The sequence below is a fragment of the Borborobacter xinjiangensis genome (genome assembly GCF_047739745.1).
Classification (GTDB): Bacteria; Pseudomonadota; Alphaproteobacteria; order Rhizobiales; family Rhizobiaceae; genus Pseudaminobacter.
In genome coordinates, this window is sequence record NZ_JBLLVA010000019.1 from 30,910 (window position 1) to 45,547 (window position 14,638).

Consider the following 14,638-nt stretch of genomic DNA (forward strand, 5'->3'; position numbering starts at 1 on the left):
CAGGCGACGGGCGGTCAGTTGGCCGGGGCCGGAGCCGGCGTCTCGGGCGCGGGTGTCCCTGAACCGTCGGTTGCCGGTGCTGGTGCCTGCGAGCCATCCGTTGCCGGCGCCTGCACGTCCTTGACCTGGGCGGCAAGTTCCTTGCCGGATGCCTCGGCCAGATCGCGCGCTATGCCACGCTGCCAGATTTCCGCAGCCTTCGCCACCTCGCGTGAGACGATCGGACCATCCTGCAACAGCTTCTGGCCGGTGGGCGAGGTATAGAAAGTCGCGATATTATTAAGATCTTCGGCCGAAAACACCCGAGCATAGGCAAGGGCTGCTTCCTTCTCCAGATCGGTGCGACGTCCGGCAAGCTTCAGCGCCGTCTGGTCGACCGTCGAGGTAATAACCGCCTGAAGATCCGGATTCTTCTGAATGAGCTCAGCCTTTAGCGCGGCAGCCGCTTGCGGCAGAATGGTGTCGTACATGTCTGTCGCATTGATCGCGGCAACGGCGTCGCGCGCAGCCTTCAGATGCGCGTCGGAGATTTCCTGCGCAGAGACCGGCGAGGCAATTGCGACGATTGCGGATGCCGCCAGACCTACTGAAAAGCGACGAACACGATTGACCAATGTCATGGTGGATGGAACTCCCTGTTTATCGGGTCGCGTGGACCGTGCGTACGCCGTCAGCTCCTGCGATGACGGCCGCCTCGGCCAAGTCAAGGAACAGACCGTGTTCGACAACCCCCGGAACGGCATGAAGATCGTTTGATAGCGCTCTTGGATCGGGAATGCGGCCAAAAGATGCGTCGACAATAAAATGCCCGCCGTCTGTAACGAAAGGTGTCCCATTGCTCATCCGCAGGGCCAGGCTTGATGGCAGGCCGTGTTTTTCGGCAACCGCTGCGATCGCCAGTTCTGTCGCCCTCAGCCCGAAGCGGTTCACCTCGATAGGCAATGGAAATTTGCCTAGCGTTTCGACGAGCTTCGACTGGTCGGCAATGACAATCATGCTCGCGGATGCCGCCGCGACGATCTTCTCGCGCAGCAACGCGCCGCCGCCGCCCTTGATCAACGTCAGATTGCCGTCGATCTCGTCGGCGCCGTCTATGGTGAGGTCAAGAACCGGCGTCTCGTCGAGTGTCAAGAGGGGAACGCCGAGTTCCACACACAGCGCCGCGGTGCGTTCCGAGGTCGGCACGCCGATGATCTTCATGCCCGCCGCGACTTCCACGGCCAACAGCCGGACGAATTCCTCGGCCGTCGAACCAGTGCCGATGCCAAGGCGCATACCGTCTTTCACGTGGCCGAGCGCCACCTGGGCGGCCTCGATCTTCAATTGTCGCGCATCCATCGGAATGTCCGCCTCAGCCTGATGTTTCCTGGCGCTCCTATCATCTTTGCGCTTCATGGCAAAGGTCTTCGATGCCGCCAGCCTTGCTTGCACGCAAAACACTTGCGGGCTATGCGCGAAGGGTTCGTTCAATCACAGCAGGAGCTGCCATGAGCCGCCCGATCATCGTATTCGACCTGGATGGGACACTGGTCGACACGGCGCCGGATCTTCTGGACAGCCTCAAGCACATATTGGGCATAGGCGGCGTGGCTGATGCCGATGTCAGCGGACTGCGCGGCTATGTCGGCCATGGCGGCAGGGCCTTGATCGAGCGCGCCTATGCGGCACACAACACGCCCCTGCCCGCTGCCGAACACGACCGACTGTTGGCTCTTTATCTCGACCACTACGGTCTCAACATTCCCGGCAAATCGCAGCCTTATCCTGGTGTCGTCGTGGCGCTCGACCGCTTCACCGAAGCCGGATTCCTGTTGGCGATCTGCACCAACAAGGCAGAAGCGTTCTCACGCAAGCTCATACTCTCTCTGGGTTTGAATCACTATTTCTCGGCGATCTGCGGCCAGGACACCTTCGCCTTCCGCAAGCCCGATCCCCGACATCTGACAGAGACCATCCTGAAGGCCGGCGGCGACCCGCGAGGCGCTGTCATGGTGGGCGATTCGCAGACCGATATCGACACCGCCAAGGCGGCCGGCATCCCCGTCGTTGCCGTAGATTTCGGCTACACCGACCTGCACGTGCGCGAATACGACCCATCGAAAGTGATTTCGCACTATGACGAACTGACCGTCGAGTTGGCTGAGCAGTTGATTGCCGTTGCCGAACGCTGAGAACGCCTTGACTTCGCGCCCGCTGCCCCCTTATATCCCGGCTCGCTTGGCCTTCGGGCAACGAGCGGGCGATTAGCTCAGCGGGAGAGCACACCCTTCACACGGGTGGGGTCGCAGGTTCAATCCCTGCATCGCCCACCATTCCCCTTTGGATTATCGGCTTTTCAGAAGCTCTGGCGCGAACGTCACCGTTTGTTGCAACTTCTGGAACTTATGGCGCTCCGGAAGGTTTGATGCTCATCTTCAAATCGAAGGGAGGAAACCTCGTGCGTAAGATCCTCTTGGCGTTAACCGCTGTAGTTGCCCTCGCCGGCTGCACTCAGACGGAAAAGGGCGCGGTCATTGGCGGCGCCACAGGTGCGGTCATCGGTGGCGCCGTATCAGGAGATGTCGAAGGGGCATTGGTAGGCGGCGCCGTTGGCGCTGTGGCAGGCGCGCTTATTGGTCGCGCGAATGAGCCCGGCCAATGCTACTATCGCGACCGTAGTGGGCGTCGCTACATCGCCCGTTGCCCTGCCGGTTACTGAGCATCGGACCGAAAAGTGGAATCCGGTTTTCGGAACAATCCGATGCTCAACCAAAGTGTTAGAGCGTCCATTGTACGTCCGATTGGACGCACGGCGCTCTAAGTGCACCGGAGAGCTTCCTGACCGGCGTTTCCTGTTCATTCAAAAGGAAAAGCCCAGCTACTGCCGGGCTTTTCTGTGATCCGATGGATCGAGAACGGATCAGTTGACGGCGTCCTTGAGGCCCTTGCCTGCAGAAAACTTGGGCACGGTGCGGGCCGGAATTTGTACCTCGGCACCAGTCTGCGGGTTGCGCCCGGTCGATGCGGCACGCTTCGATACTGAGAAATTTCCAAAGCCGACGAGACGGACATCGCCGCCTTTTTTCAGCTCTCCGGTGATGACGGAAAACACCGCCTCAACGGCTGACTGCGCGTCGCCTTTGGAAAGGTTGGCGGTTTCGGCAACGGCAGACACCAATTCGTTCTTGTTCATAAGGACTTCCTTCCATGAAAAAACCGGGACAAACGACTCAACCGGCAGGAGACGAACCTTAGAAAGAAGCGTTCGCGCAACCAAGCGGGAAACGTCGAGATTCCTTGGTTTTCCGCGGTTTTTCAACGAAAAAGCCGGGCGCGAGGCCCGGCTTTCGACTTGAATGGTGATTTTGGCGCATTGATCGGTCAATGAGCCAGGGTTTTTCCCGCCTCGCCCGACGTTTCTGCCGAGGACGCCGCCGTCTCGACTGGCTCGACCCACTCGATCGGCTCGGGCATGCGGACCAGCGCGTGGCGCAGCACTTCGCCGACCCTGGATACCGGAATAATCTCCATGCCGCTCTTCACATTGTCCGGAATCTCGGCCAAATCCTTGGCGTTTTCTTCCGGGATCAGCACCTTCTTGATGCCGCCGCGAAGCGCTGCGAGCAGCTTCTCCTTGAGGCCGCCGATCGGCAGAACCCTGCCACGTAGCGTGATCTCGCCGGTCATGGCGACATCAGCCCGGACCGGGATTCCGGTCAGCACCGAAACGATCGCGGTCGCCATGGCAACGCCCGCCGACGGACCATCCTTGGGCGTCGCGCCTTCCGGCACGTGCACGTGGATGTCGCGCTTGTCGAACAGCGGCGGCTCGATACCGAAATCGATTGCGCGGGAGTGGACATAGGATGCCGCCGCGGAGATCGATTCCTTCATGACGTCCCGGAGGTTGCCGGTAACCGTCATCTTGCCCTTGCCCGGCATCATCACGCCTTCGATCGTCAGCAGTTCGCCGCCGACCTCCGTCCAGGCAAGCCCGGTCACCACGCCGACCTGATCGTCAGCCTCGACCTGGCCGAAGCGGAAATGCGGCACGCCAAGATAGTCGGACAGATTGTCCGGCGTGACCTTCACCGACTTCTTCTTGGTCTTGATGATCTCCGTGACGGCCTTGCGCCCAAGCTTCATCAGCTCGCGCTCGAGGCTGCGCACGCCGGCCTCACGCGTGTAGGTCTGGATGATCGCCCGGATCGCTTCTTCCGAAACGGAGAACTCCTTCGGCTGCAACGCGTGATCGCGCACCACCTTCGGCATCAGGTGCCGCTTGGCGATTTCGACCTTCTCGTCTTCGGTGTAGCCGGCAATACGGATGATTTCCATGCGGTCCATCAAGGGCGCTGGAATGTTCAGCGTATTGGCCGTCGTCACGAACATCACGCTCGAAAGGTCGTACTCGACCTCCAGATAGTGGTCCATGAACGTTGCGTTCTGCTCCGGATCAAGCACCTCGAGCAGCGCCGAAGACGGATCGCCACGGAAGTCCTGGCCCATCTTGTCGATCTCGTCGAGCAGGAAGAGCGGATTGGACTTCTTGGCCTTCTTCATCGACTGGATAACCTTACCGGGCATCGAGCCGATATAGGTGCGCCGGTGGCCGCGGATTTCAGCCTCATCGCGAACGCCGCCGAGTGCCATGCGAACGAACTCACGGCCGGTCGCCTTGGCGATCGACTTGCCAAGCGAAGTCTTGCCCACGCCGGGAGGGCCGACGAGGCAAAGGATCGGTCCTTTGATCTTCTTCTGGCGGCTTTGCACGGCCAGATATTCGACGATGCGATCCTTGACCTTGTCGAGACCGTAGTGATCGGCGTCGAGCACTTCCTGGGCAAAATGCAGATCCTGCTTGACCTTGGAGTTCCGGCCCCACGGGATCGACAGCAGCCAGTCCAGATAATTGCGCACGACGGTCGATTCCGCCGACATTGGCGACATGGAACGCAGCTTCTTCAGCTCGCCCTCGGCCTTCTCGCGCGCTTCCTTGGAAAGCTTCGTCTTCTTGATGCGCGCCTCCAGTTCGGCCACCTCGTCGCGGCCGTCCTCGCCCTCGCCGAGCTCCTTCTGGATCGCCTTCATCTGCTCGTTGAGATAATATTCGCGCTGGGTCTTCTCCATCTGGCGCTTGACGCGCGAGCGGATGCGCTTCTCCACCTGAAGGACGGAGATTTCCGCTTCCATGAAGCCCATGGTCTTCTCAAGCCGCTCACGCACCGAAAGGGTGGCAAGCATCTCCTGCTTTTCGGGAATCTTGATAGCGAGATGCGAAGCCACCGTGTCGGCCAGCTTGGAATAGTCGTCGATCTGGCTGGTCGCGCCAACGACCTCGGGCGAAATCTTCTTGTTCAGCTTCACATAGTTTTCGAAGTCGACCACGACCGAGCGGGCAAGCGCTTCGATCTCGATTTCCTCTTCTTCCGGCTCGATGAGCTCGATTGCTCTGGCCTCATGGAAATCGTCACGATCGGTAAACTCGGCGATGCGGGCGCGCGCCGTGCCTTCGACCAGCACTTTTACCGTGCCGTCCGGCAGCTTCAAAAGCTGGAGAACGTTGGCGAGCGTGCCGACGTCGTAGATGGCATCGGGCTCGGGGTCGTCATCGGCGGCGTTCATCTGGGTCGCTAGCAGGATCTGCGTCTCCGCGCCCATTACCTCTTCCAGCGCCTTGATCGACTTTTCGCGTCCCACGAACAGCGGAACGATCATGTGCGGAAACACCACGATGTCGCGCAGCGGGAGCACTGCAAACACGGCGTCGCCGGAAGACCTGGGTATCTTGGCCATTGTCCAACCTTTCCTCTCGCGGCCGCGCATTGGCCAACCGCGATTCTCATATTAACGGCCGCGAACCGTTCCGCCTATCACCGTTGGTTACGGAGTTTTAAGCACGGAATGCAGCCACGGCCTTTCGCTGTTAATTGGATGCGCGTCCGACAAAGATCAAGAGCCGGCAAGCCATCGCCGCGCCGCGCGGTCGGCCAAATGAAGCGGATGCAACGGAAGTTGCAGCCTCTCGAACGCGCATCATAAGAACACGGCGCCTTTCGGCGCCGCGTTCAAATGATTGTGCCTGAAGGGCAATCACGCGCTGACATTGCCCTTCTTTTCCTTCTGCTCCGAGTAGATATAGAGCGGCCGGGCACTGCCGGTCACCACTTCCTCGGAGATCACGACTTCCTGAACGCCCTCGAGCGCCGGCAATTCAAACATCGTGTCAAGCAGAATGGCTTCCATGATCGAGCGCAGGCCGCGCGCGCCGGTCTTGCGTTCGATCGCCCGCTTGGCGATAGCCGAAAGCGCATTCTCATGGAACGACAGCTCGACATTCTCCATCTCGAACAAGCGTTGATACTGCTTCACCAGCGCGTTCTTCGGTTCGGTGAGAATCTGGATGAGCGCCGGCTCGTCGAGGTCCTCCAGCGTCGCCAGAACCGGCAGGCGGCCGACGAATTCCGGAATGAGGCCGAATTTCAGCAGATCCTCGGGCTCTACCTGACGGAACAGGTCGCCCGCACGGCGGTCCTCAGGCGAGGCAACCGTCGCGCCGAAGCCGATCGAGGTCTTGCGGCCGCGATCAGAAATGATCCGGTCGAGTCCGGCAAAGGCCCCGCCGCAGATGAACAGGATGTTGGCCGTGTCGACCTGCAGGAATTCCTGCTGCGGATGCTTCCTGCCACCCTGCGGCGGCACGGAGGCGACCGTGCCTTCCATGATCTTGAGCAGTGCCTGCTGCACGCCTTCACCCGACACGTCGCGGGTTATCGACGGATTGTCAGACTTGCGGCTGATCTTGTCGATCTCGTCGATATAGACGATGCCGCGCTGGGCGCGCTCGACATTGTAGTCGGCCGACTGAAGCAGCTTCAGAATGATGTTCTCGACATCCTCACCGACATAGCCGGCTTCCGTCAGCGTCGTGGCATCGGCCATGGTGAACGGCACGTCAATGATGCGGGCGAGCGTCTGCGCCAAAAGCGTCTTGCCGCAGCCGGTGGGGCCGATCAGCAGGATGTTGGATTTCGCGAGCTCCACGTCGTTGTTCTTCGACGCGTGGGCCAGCCGCTTGTAGTGGTTGTGAACCGCGACCGATAGAACGCGCTTGGCATAGGGTTGACCGATCACATAGTCGTCCAACACCGCCAGGATTTCCTGCGGAGTCGGAACACCCTCGCGAGACTTCACCATGGAAGTCTTGTTTTCCTCACGGATGATGTCCATGCAAAGCTCGACGCATTCGTCGCAGATGAAGACCGTCGGGCCGGCGATCAGCTTGCGTACCTCATGCTGGCTTTTTCCGCAGAACGAGCAATAAAGCGTGTTCTTGGAATCACCCCCGCCGTTGCTGACCTTGCTCATTTTATCCAAGTCCTTTCAGAACTGCCTGGTCCTCAACCAGGCTGAACTCGACATGTTCCGCCGCTGGCGCTGTTCGCCGCAGCGGTTTGGCTCCTCAACGCGTTCCGTACCAAACACAACCCGGAAAACGCAGCGATGATTCGCAGCAACCCCACTGAAAAGCTAAGCTGCCTAACTCAATATAGGCTTAACGTAGGTCTTAGCGGCCGTCGAGGAAACAGCAAATTGTGACCGAATTGCCGCAAGCCCGCACAAAAGTGCGTCATTCGCCGGGCTTGTCCTGAAACTCCGTCACTTTGCCGTCAAGGATTCCTGCGTTTCCATCAATTCGCGGGATGAAATCACCTTGTCGATCAACCCAAAGTCCCTCGCCTCATCGGCGGTCAGGAAATGGTCGCGATCGAGCGTTTTCTCGATGGTGTCATAGTCCTTGCCGGTGTGCTTGACGTAGACCTCGTTGAGGCGGCGCTTCAGCTTGATGATATCCTGCGCATGCCGTTCAATGTCCGATGCCTGGCCCTGGAAGCCGCCCGAGGGCTGATGGACCATGATGCGGGCGTTCGGCGTTGCGAACCGCATGTCCTTATGGCCGGCGCAGAGCAGAAGCGAACCCATCGAAGCGGCCTGCCCGATGCAGAGCGTGGAAACCGCCGGCTTGATGAATTGCATCGTGTCATAGATCGCCAGGCCGCTCGTGACTACGCCGCCAGGCGAATTGATGTAGAGCGAAATTTCCTTCTTCGGGTTCTCTGCCTCAAGGAACAGGAGCTGGGCGCAAACCAGCGTCGCCATTCCGTCCTCAACCGGGCCGGTGATGAAGATGATGCGCTCCTTGAGGAGGCGCGAGAAAATGTCGTAGGCGCGCTCGCCGCGGTTGGTCTGTTCGACGACCATCGGCACGAGGTTCATTACGGTATCCACGGGGTGCTTCATAGATCGTCCCTTTGTCAGGATTTGGATTCCGGCGCTGGACGGCAGAATCATCGAGTGACTGTATCCGATAAATAGGATGCGCCCTCCCTGTTGCGCAAGGCCGACTGTAGCCCCGCGCGACTGTCCAAAGGTCAGGGCGGCTATCGCTCCAGCACTTCCTTGACGACGGTCGCAAGCTGTTTGAGCGAGAACGGCTTGGGCAGGAAGCCGAATTGCGCGTCGGCCGGCAGATTGCGGGCAAATGCGTCCTCGGCATAACCGGACACGAAGATGAACCTGATGTCGGGCTGCAGCTTGCGCAATTCGCCAAGCAGCGTCGGACCGTCCATTTCCGGCATCACGACGTCGGAGACCACGACATCCACCTTGCCCTCGAGCTCGTGATAGACTTCCAGTGCCTCGACGCCGGACGAGGCCTCATGCACCGTATAGCCGCGCGACGTCAGCGCACGCATGCCGCCCATGCGAACTGCGTCCTCGTCCTCCACAAGCAGCACGACCGCCGACCCCGAAAGGTCGCGCGCGGCTTCCGCCACCTTAGGCGCCGCCGCCTCTGCATCGGCGGATTGGACGGCAGGAGATTGCCGCCCGGCTTCAGCCACCGGCTTCGCCTCACCCACATGGCGTGGCAGGAAGATGCGAAATACGGTTCCCTTGCCGGGTTCGGAATCGCAGAAGATGAAGCCTCCGGTCTGCTTGATGATGCCATAGACCATCGACAGGCCGAGGCCGGTGCCCTTGCCCACCTCCTTGGTGGTGAAGAACGGTTCGAACACCTTCTTCAGAACATCCGGCGGAATGCCGGTGCCCGTGTCCTCGACCTCAACCACGACATAGTCGGCGGGCGTCAGTTCGCGATATCCGTAGGCGCGGCACTCGTCTTCGGCCACGTTCTTGGTCCGAACCACAAGATCGCCGCCATCAGGCATCGCGTCGCGTGCATTGACTGCAAGGTTCACGATGACCTGCTCGAACTGGCCGAGATCGACCTTCACCGGCCAGAGGTCGCGCCCATGGTCGACCCTGAGCTTGACGGAGGTGCCGACGAGGCGGGCAAGCAGCATGCGCAGATCAGCCAGAACGTCCGTCAGGTTCAGAACTTCAGGCCGCAGCGTCTGCTTGCGAGAAAACGCCAGCAATTGCCGCACCAGCGAGGCGGCGCGGTTGGCGTTCTGCTTGATGTTCATGATGTCGGGGAACGAGGGATCGGACGGCCGGTGATTGGTCAAGAGAAGGTCGGAGGCCATGATGATGGCCGTCAGCACATTGTTGAAATCATGTGCGATGCCGCCGGCAAGCTGGCCGACAGCCTGCATCTTCTGGCTTTGGGCCATCTGGCTTTCGAGCGCCTTCTGCTCCGTGGTCTCAACCGCATAGACGATTGCCGCCTCCTCGGCATCTTCCCCATCAGCGCCATCGGCAATCGCGTTGACATAAAAGCGCATGTGGCGCTCTTCGTTGTCGGGCAGAACCGTCTCGATCGGCGGAATGTCGGCTTGCCGCTGCCGTGCCTTGTCGAGCGCGGCGGCAAGTGCCGAGCGGTCGCGCTCATGGATGACAGTATCAAGCCGCACGCGACGGTCGACCGCATCGCGATCGACCACGGTCGAAAACAGCGACAGGAAGGGTGCATTGGTGCGCAGGATGTGGCCGGCCTGATCGACGCCCGCGATGGCCATCGGCGTGGAGTTGAAGAAGCGCGTGAAGCGCACCTCCGAAGCGCGCAGATCGGCTGACGAATCTTCGCCTTGCGTTCGGTTAAGGACGATGGTGCGCGTGGGGCCGCTCAGGCCTTCGCGGCTTGCCGATACGCGATGCATGAACCGCACCGGCAGCGCCTCGCCGTTCACCGTCGCCAGATCGAGATCGATTATCGCGTTGCGCGTGGCGCCCGGATCGGCCTTGACAGAGCGCACCAGCGCCATGCCGTCGCCGGCGACGATCTCCTGCAGGGTAATGCCGCCCGGTGTGAAGCTTGCCAGATCGATGCCCAGCCACTCCGCCAGGGTGGCATTTATGTAGGTGATCCGCCCTTCCTGATCGGCCGAGAAGAATCCGGCCGGAGCATGATCGAGATGGTCGATTGCCTCCTGCAGGTCGAGGAAGAACCGCTCCTGCTCAGCGCGCTCCTTGGAAATATCCGCAAGTTGCCAGGAAAAAAACGGGGGCCGCTGGCCCGGCACGCTGAAGGCGCGCGCCCTGACGCGATACCAGCGCGCACCCGGCTCGGAACCGGGGCGCACCGCTTGCGACAGGCGAAACTCGCCATCCCCAGGTTGGCCGTCGCGCAGGCCGGAGGCCAGGCGATAGATCGTCGAGGACGCTTCGGGGATATCGGACAGGAGGCTCTCGACCGTTTTCAGATCGACGGGCGTGGTGGCCCCCGTCATATCGGCATAGGCGCGATTGGCGTAGATCACCCTGCCCTTGGTGTCGGTGACCATCAGCCCTTGCGACATCGAATCGACGAATGCCTTGGACAGTTGATCGGTCGTCGAGCGCGAGGCGATCTGCACGAACCCGATGGCTGTGGCGAACAGATAGCCTACGCCGATCATTGCCAGAACGCCGAGCATGCCAAGCAGGAACGGGTCGCCCAGGCGTTCCTGGAATATGCCGAAAACGATCGCGGCTCCGGTGAGCACCACGATGAAGATAATCAGGCGCGTTACCGCGCCGGGGCGCGTGTGCTGATCGACGATCGGTACGGGATAGAAATCCCCCCGTGTATCCTTAGCCATACGTCCGTCTCTTGTCTTTGCCCCGGCCCAGTGCGCGCCGGCCCGGTTGAATCACATTCTTCCAGGCGCGGATAGGCATAGCTTGAAAAAGCGCGGCGAAAAACCGGGCAGTGCAACACGCTGTGCTTTTCCTCTCTCCACCGCCCACGAAAGCCGGCTTGCAGATATTGTCGCCGACAGTCTAGTGTTGCGTCCGGGCAACGAGGCATGGGGATGTTCGAGGATGGAATGGCTGGATAGCATTGCCGGTCCGGGATACACATCGGCCTTACTCTGGACATTTGCGGCGCTGATCTTCCTTGTTGTTGTCCTGATCATCATCAAGCTCATCCGCAGCATGACCTTCGGCACTTTCGTGGCTGGCGGACGCAACCGCAAGACGCGGCTTGCCGTGATGGACGCAACCGCGATCGACAGCAACCGACGGCTCGTGCTCGTTCGCCGTGACGATGTCGAGCATCTGATTCTGATCGGCGGGCAGACCGACATTGTCGTCGAACGCGATATCCGCCTGAGCCAGCAGAAACGCCCGTCGCTTGCCGGCGAAAGCCGGCTCGAATCGCAGCAGGCAAGGCCACGACCGGCAGATCAGCCGCCCGCCCCACCGCAGCGGCAAACGCGCGAGGCGCCGCCGGTGCCGGTACGGCGTCCCGCTCCTCCGCCGGCACCACCTCCTGCTGCTGTTGCACCAACCCCGCCTCAGCAAAGAATCGCGCCCCAGTCTCCCTCGCCGGCGCAGCCAACACCTGCACCGCCTCGGGAAACGCCGGCAATTCCCTTGAGCCCTCCCGCAGCACCGCGGGAGAATATTGACGACGAACTGGTAAGGGAGTTGGAGATTTCGCTCGACGACAAGCCGGCTGGATCGGAGCGCCGCGCCGCCTCCCTTGACGACGAGATGACGAAATTGCTGGACGAACTTTCCACCCACAAGAAGTAGGTGGAAAGCAACGGAACTTCGTGAGGATCGGACGAGCCGCTCTGTCTAATTCCTGCAAAAGCCGAAACTCGAGCCGCTGCCTCAAGCAGGACCGTGACTTCGCCGCTTCAGGCTGCGTGGTGAAACGGCCGATCAAGGCCGCCGGTGAGTTTCAGCTAGAGGACAACCACGTCGGTGCCCATCTTCACGCGACGATAGAGATCCATGACGTGGTCGTTGACCATCCGAAAGCAGCCATTGGAGGAATTGGTGCCGATAGTCTGCGGCTGGTTGGTGCCATGGATGCGGATGTGCGTGTCTTTCTTGCCTTGATAAAGGTAGATCGCCCGCGCGCCGAGCGGGTTGTCTGGGCCGCCCGGCATCCCGTCCTTGTACTGGCCATATTTCTTCGGTTCGCGCTTCTGCATGTCGAGCGTCGGAATCCAGCGCGGCCATTCCTGTTTGTCGCCGACCGTGGCCGTGCCCCTGAACTCAAGCCCTTCGCGACCGACCGCAATGGCGTAGCGGCGCGCGCTCGATGACGATTCAACCAAATAGAGGTAGCGGGCGCCCGTATCGATGACGATGGTGCCGCGCGGATAACCTGAGAACGCAACCGATTGCGGCTCGAAATCGGACTTCACCTTGAACTGCTTCCTGGACTGCTTCTGCTCGAGCACCGCGTCGAGCGCGCGTGTCTCGGGGAGCAGGCGCGGCGAAGACGGATCTCCGCCGAACAGTACGGAAAGGAACCCGCCCTGCGGCCCGTTCTGCGTTTCGCTGCGAAGTTCGCCGTTGTTGCCGGTCAGCACGATCGAGGCCGGGTCTGCGAGCTTGCGTTTTGCGGCGGCCTCAGCTTCCTTCTTTTCCTTGGCCTGCGCCGCCTTCTTCGCCTTTGTGTCGGCCGTGGATTTTGCCAGCGACTTCTGCCGGACCTTTTCCTTCGCCGTTGGCTTTTTCACCTCCTTGCTGTCGCCCTCTTCGGATTTAGCCTTCGAGGGAAAGAGATATGTCTTGGCCGGCGCCTCGGCATGGGCAGGCATGGACATGCCGATGGCGGCGCAGAAACCCAGGAGAAAAAGGCTGCGAATATGCATGGCGGAACTTCCGAAATTCGATGCTGCGGCAGTGTAGAAACACGGCGAGATTGCCTAGACTGCCATCGCGCAATCTATAAGCAATTAACGCTTGAAATCTCAAGTGAGATCGCTTGCCGCCGCGCGCGGCCGGCAGCACGGAATCGTCATTTGCCGCGACTGTGTTCAAACGACAACAGTCGCGGCATCAAAGCTCTTATTGGTCAGGAACTTGCGGCGCTGCAGGCTGCGCGGGCGCAGGCGCTGAAGGGGCCGCATCGCTGCCCGATGGAGCGGCTGGCGCAGGGGTCTGCGTAGGCGTGCCGCCAAGCTGGTCGAGAACGCCGCCGCTGCCGCCGGTACCTTCGCCATTCTGGCCGCTGCCTTGGGTGGTCGGAACACGGTCGAGAATATCGGTCGGCCGCTCGCCGTATCGAGCCATGATCGAAAGCGTCAGCGATGTTGCAAAAAATGCCGCAGCCAAAATGGCCGTGGCGCGCGTCAGCGCATTGGCCGCCCCTCGCGCCGTCATGAAGCCGGAACCGCCGCCAATGCCAAGACCGCCGCCTTCCGAACGCTGCAGCAGCACGACGCCGACAAGCGCGAGGACGACCATCAGATGGATGACGATGACAACGGTTTCCATGACTTCACCCAAATCTGGCGGAAAGGCGGGCGCGGATGAGCCCTTTGCTTTGGAGGCGGCTCAATACAACGCTTTTCCGGCATTTCCAAGCCCGTCCCGGCAATATGGGAAGCTTGAGCCGCATTGCAACGGATTGATGCCCCCTGATCGATCGCGTCAAATCGACTGATATGCCTCGGCGATACCCAGGAAGTCCGCTGCCTTGAGACTTGCCCCGCCAACCAGCGCCCCATCGACATTGGCTACAGCCAGCAGTTCGACCGCATTGGAAGGCTTGACGGAGCCGCCATACAGGATGCGCATCCCGTCAGCGCCTGCGCCGAGTTTTTGCAGGAGTTGCGCGCGAATATGGGCGTGCGCCTCCTCGACATCCGCCACGGTCGGCGTGAGCCCGGTGCCGATTGCCCAGACCGGTTCATAGGCGATGATCGTATTGGTCGCCGTGGCGCCCGGCGGGATCGAGCCTGCGATCTGTCGCGACAGGACATCGAGCGTCGCACCCGACTCGCGCTGGGCTTTCGTTTCGCCGATGCAGATGATCGCGACGAGCCCGGCTCTCCACACGGCCTGCGCCTTGGCCTGGACGGCCGCATCGTCTTCGCCATGGTCGGTCCGGCGCTCGGAATGCCCGACGATCACATAGGTTGCGCCGGCGTCCTTGATCATCTCGGCCGAAATATCACCGGTGTGAGCGCCGCTTTCGTTGGCGTGGCAATCTTCCCCGCCGACACGTACGGGCGTGCTTGCCAGGAGTTCGGCGGCGCGGGCGATCAGGGTCGCAGGCACGCAGACCAGCGCCTCGGTGTCGGCATCCAGTCCATGCATGAAGCCGTGCCCAATGGCGCGCAGTTCGCCGAGCGAGGCGCTCGTCCCGTTCATCTTCCAGTTGCCGGCGACAAGGGGGCGAATTCCAGGCGTCATGTGCTTTTCCCGTTCCTGCTGATCATGGTGTGCCCTCTCCCTACCAAAATACGAA

13 protein-coding genes and 1 tRNA gene are annotated in these 14,638 nt (G+C 60.9%); 4 read left to right on the plus strand and 10 right to left on the minus strand.

What is annotated here, in order from left to right; genetic code table 11:
• Window positions 1-14 precede the first annotated feature (14 nt).
• Together ACLKMW_RS18345 and rpiA are read right to left on the minus strand one after the other, a co-directional pair.
• On the minus strand, window positions 15-620 hold the full coding sequence (locus ACLKMW_RS18345; RefSeq protein ID WP_415725944.1) for a DUF2059 domain-containing protein: 606 nt from the start codon (window positions 618-620) through the stop codon (window positions 15-17).
• A gap of 19 nt (window positions 621-639) precedes the next feature.
• On the minus strand, window positions 640-1,338 hold the full coding sequence (gene rpiA, locus ACLKMW_RS18350) for a ribose-5-phosphate isomerase RpiA (RefSeq protein WP_415726017.1): 699 nt from the start codon (window positions 1,336-1,338) through the stop codon (window positions 640-642).
• 149 nt (window positions 1,339-1,487) lie between these two features.
• Between rpiA and ACLKMW_RS18355 the strand changes: the two genes are divergently transcribed.
• From ACLKMW_RS18355 to ACLKMW_RS18365, 3 genes are all read left to right on the plus strand, one after another.
• Window positions 1,488-2,171 carry a phosphoglycolate phosphatase gene (locus ACLKMW_RS18355; protein ID WP_415725945.1) on the plus strand — a complete coding sequence of 228 codons (684 nt, stop codon included), beginning with the start codon at window positions 1,488-1,490 and terminating at the stop codon, window positions 2,169-2,171.
• 66 nt (window positions 2,172-2,237) lie between these two features.
• Window positions 2,238-2,312 (plus strand) — tRNA-Val (locus tag ACLKMW_RS18360).
• Between the two features lie 92 nt (window positions 2,313-2,404).
• Window positions 2,405-2,698 (plus strand): glycine zipper domain-containing protein, encoded by a 294-nt coding sequence (locus ACLKMW_RS18365; RefSeq protein ID WP_415725946.1) that lies wholly within the window; start codon window positions 2,405-2,407, stop codon window positions 2,696-2,698.
• A gap of 201 nt (window positions 2,699-2,899) precedes the next feature.
• Here the strand turns inward: ACLKMW_RS18365 and ACLKMW_RS18370 are convergent, their stop codons facing one another.
• The 5 genes from ACLKMW_RS18370 to cckA all read right to left on the minus strand — a co-directional run bounded on the left by ACLKMW_RS18370 (window position 2,900) and on the right by cckA (window position 11,021).
• On the minus strand, window positions 2,900-3,172 hold the full coding sequence (locus ACLKMW_RS18370) for an HU family DNA-binding protein (RefSeq protein ID WP_415725947.1): 273 nt from the start codon (window positions 3,170-3,172) through the stop codon (window positions 2,900-2,902).
• A 188-nt stretch (window positions 3,173-3,360) separates the two neighbouring features.
• Window positions 3,361-5,775 (minus strand): endopeptidase La, encoded by a 2,415-nt coding sequence (gene lon / locus ACLKMW_RS18375; RefSeq protein WP_415725948.1) that lies wholly within the window; start codon window positions 5,773-5,775, stop codon window positions 3,361-3,363.
• 297 nt (window positions 5,776-6,072) lie between these two features.
• Window positions 6,073-7,347 (minus strand): ATP-dependent Clp protease ATP-binding subunit ClpX, encoded by a 1,275-nt coding sequence (gene clpX, locus ACLKMW_RS18380; RefSeq protein ID WP_415725949.1) that lies wholly within the window; start codon window positions 7,345-7,347, stop codon window positions 6,073-6,075.
• 291 nt (window positions 7,348-7,638) lie between these two features.
• Window positions 7,639-8,280 carry an ATP-dependent Clp protease proteolytic subunit gene (locus ACLKMW_RS18385; RefSeq protein WP_415725950.1) on the minus strand — a complete coding sequence of 214 codons (642 nt, stop codon included), beginning with the start codon at window positions 8,278-8,280 and terminating at the stop codon, window positions 7,639-7,641.
• Window positions 8,281-8,420: 140 nt separating this feature from the next.
• Complete coding sequence (cckA, locus tag ACLKMW_RS18390; RefSeq protein ID WP_415725951.1) at window positions 8,421-11,021, minus strand: cell cycle histidine kinase CckA; 2,601 nt, start codon at window positions 11,019-11,021, stop codon at window positions 8,421-8,423.
• A 223-nt stretch (window positions 11,022-11,244) separates the two neighbouring features.
• Here cckA and ACLKMW_RS18395 point away from each other — a divergent pair, with 223 nt between their 5' ends.
• On the plus strand, window positions 11,245-11,961 hold the full coding sequence (locus ACLKMW_RS18395; protein WP_415725952.1) for a hypothetical protein: 717 nt from the start codon (window positions 11,245-11,247) through the stop codon (window positions 11,959-11,961).
• Between the two features lie 155 nt (window positions 11,962-12,116).
• On the opposite strand, the gene ACLKMW_RS18400 is transcribed toward ACLKMW_RS18395, so the two are convergent.
• The 3 genes from ACLKMW_RS18400 to tpiA all read right to left on the minus strand — a co-directional run bounded on the left by ACLKMW_RS18400 (window position 12,117) and on the right by tpiA (window position 14,583).
• Window positions 12,117-13,037 (minus strand): L,D-transpeptidase, encoded by a 921-nt coding sequence (locus ACLKMW_RS18400; protein ID WP_415725953.1) that lies wholly within the window; start codon window positions 13,035-13,037, stop codon window positions 12,117-12,119.
• Between the two features lie 196 nt (window positions 13,038-13,233).
• On the minus strand, window positions 13,234-13,662 hold the full coding sequence (gene secG / locus ACLKMW_RS18405; RefSeq protein ID WP_415725954.1) for a preprotein translocase subunit SecG: 429 nt from the start codon (window positions 13,660-13,662) through the stop codon (window positions 13,234-13,236).
• A gap of 156 nt (window positions 13,663-13,818) precedes the next feature.
• A complete protein-coding gene (gene tpiA / locus ACLKMW_RS18410) occupies window positions 13,819-14,583 on the minus strand; it encodes a triose-phosphate isomerase (protein WP_415725955.1) in 765 nt (254 codons plus the stop codon).
• Window positions 14,584-14,638: the final 55 nt, after the last annotated feature.

Excerpts from the sequence above, each read along its gene's own strand:
- ACLKMW_RS18345 (WP_415725944.1), bottom strand. The coding sequence starts at position 620 with ATGACATTGGTCAATCGTGTTCGTCGCTTTTCAGTAGGTCTGGCGGCA.
- rpiA (WP_415726017.1), bottom strand. The coding sequence starts at position 1,338 with ATGGATGCGCGACAATTGAAGATCGAGGCCGCCCAGGTGGCGCTCGGC.
- ACLKMW_RS18355 (WP_415725945.1), top strand. The coding sequence starts at position 1,488 with ATGAGCCGCCCGATCATCGTATTCGACCTGGATGGGACACTGGTCGAC.
- ACLKMW_RS18365 (WP_415725946.1), top strand. The coding sequence starts at position 2,405 with ATGCTCATCTTCAAATCGAAGGGAGGAAACCTCGTGCGTAAGATCCTC.
- ACLKMW_RS18370 (WP_415725947.1), bottom strand. The coding sequence starts at position 3,172 with ATGAACAAGAACGAATTGGTGTCTGCCGTTGCCGAAACCGCCAACCTT.
- lon (WP_415725948.1), bottom strand. The coding sequence starts at position 5,775 with ATGGCCAAGATACCCAGGTCTTCCGGCGACGCCGTGTTTGCAGTGCTC.
- clpX (WP_415725949.1), bottom strand. The coding sequence starts at position 7,347 with ATGAGCAAGGTCAGCAACGGCGGGGGTGATTCCAAGAACACGCTTTAT.
- ACLKMW_RS18385 (WP_415725950.1), bottom strand. The coding sequence starts at position 8,280 with ATGAAGCACCCCGTGGATACCGTAATGAACCTCGTGCCGATGGTCGTC.
- cckA (WP_415725951.1), bottom strand. The coding sequence starts at position 11,021 with ATGGCTAAGGATACACGGGGGGATTTCTATCCCGTACCGATCGTCGAT.
- ACLKMW_RS18395 (WP_415725952.1), top strand. The coding sequence starts at position 11,245 with ATGGAATGGCTGGATAGCATTGCCGGTCCGGGATACACATCGGCCTTA.
- ACLKMW_RS18400 (WP_415725953.1), bottom strand. The coding sequence starts at position 13,037 with ATGCATATTCGCAGCCTTTTTCTCCTGGGTTTCTGCGCCGCCATCGGC.
- secG (WP_415725954.1), bottom strand. The coding sequence starts at position 13,662 with ATGGAAACCGTTGTCATCGTCATCCATCTGATGGTCGTCCTCGCGCTT.
- tpiA (WP_415725955.1), bottom strand. The coding sequence starts at position 14,583 with ATGACGCCTGGAATTCGCCCCCTTGTCGCCGGCAACTGGAAGATGAAC.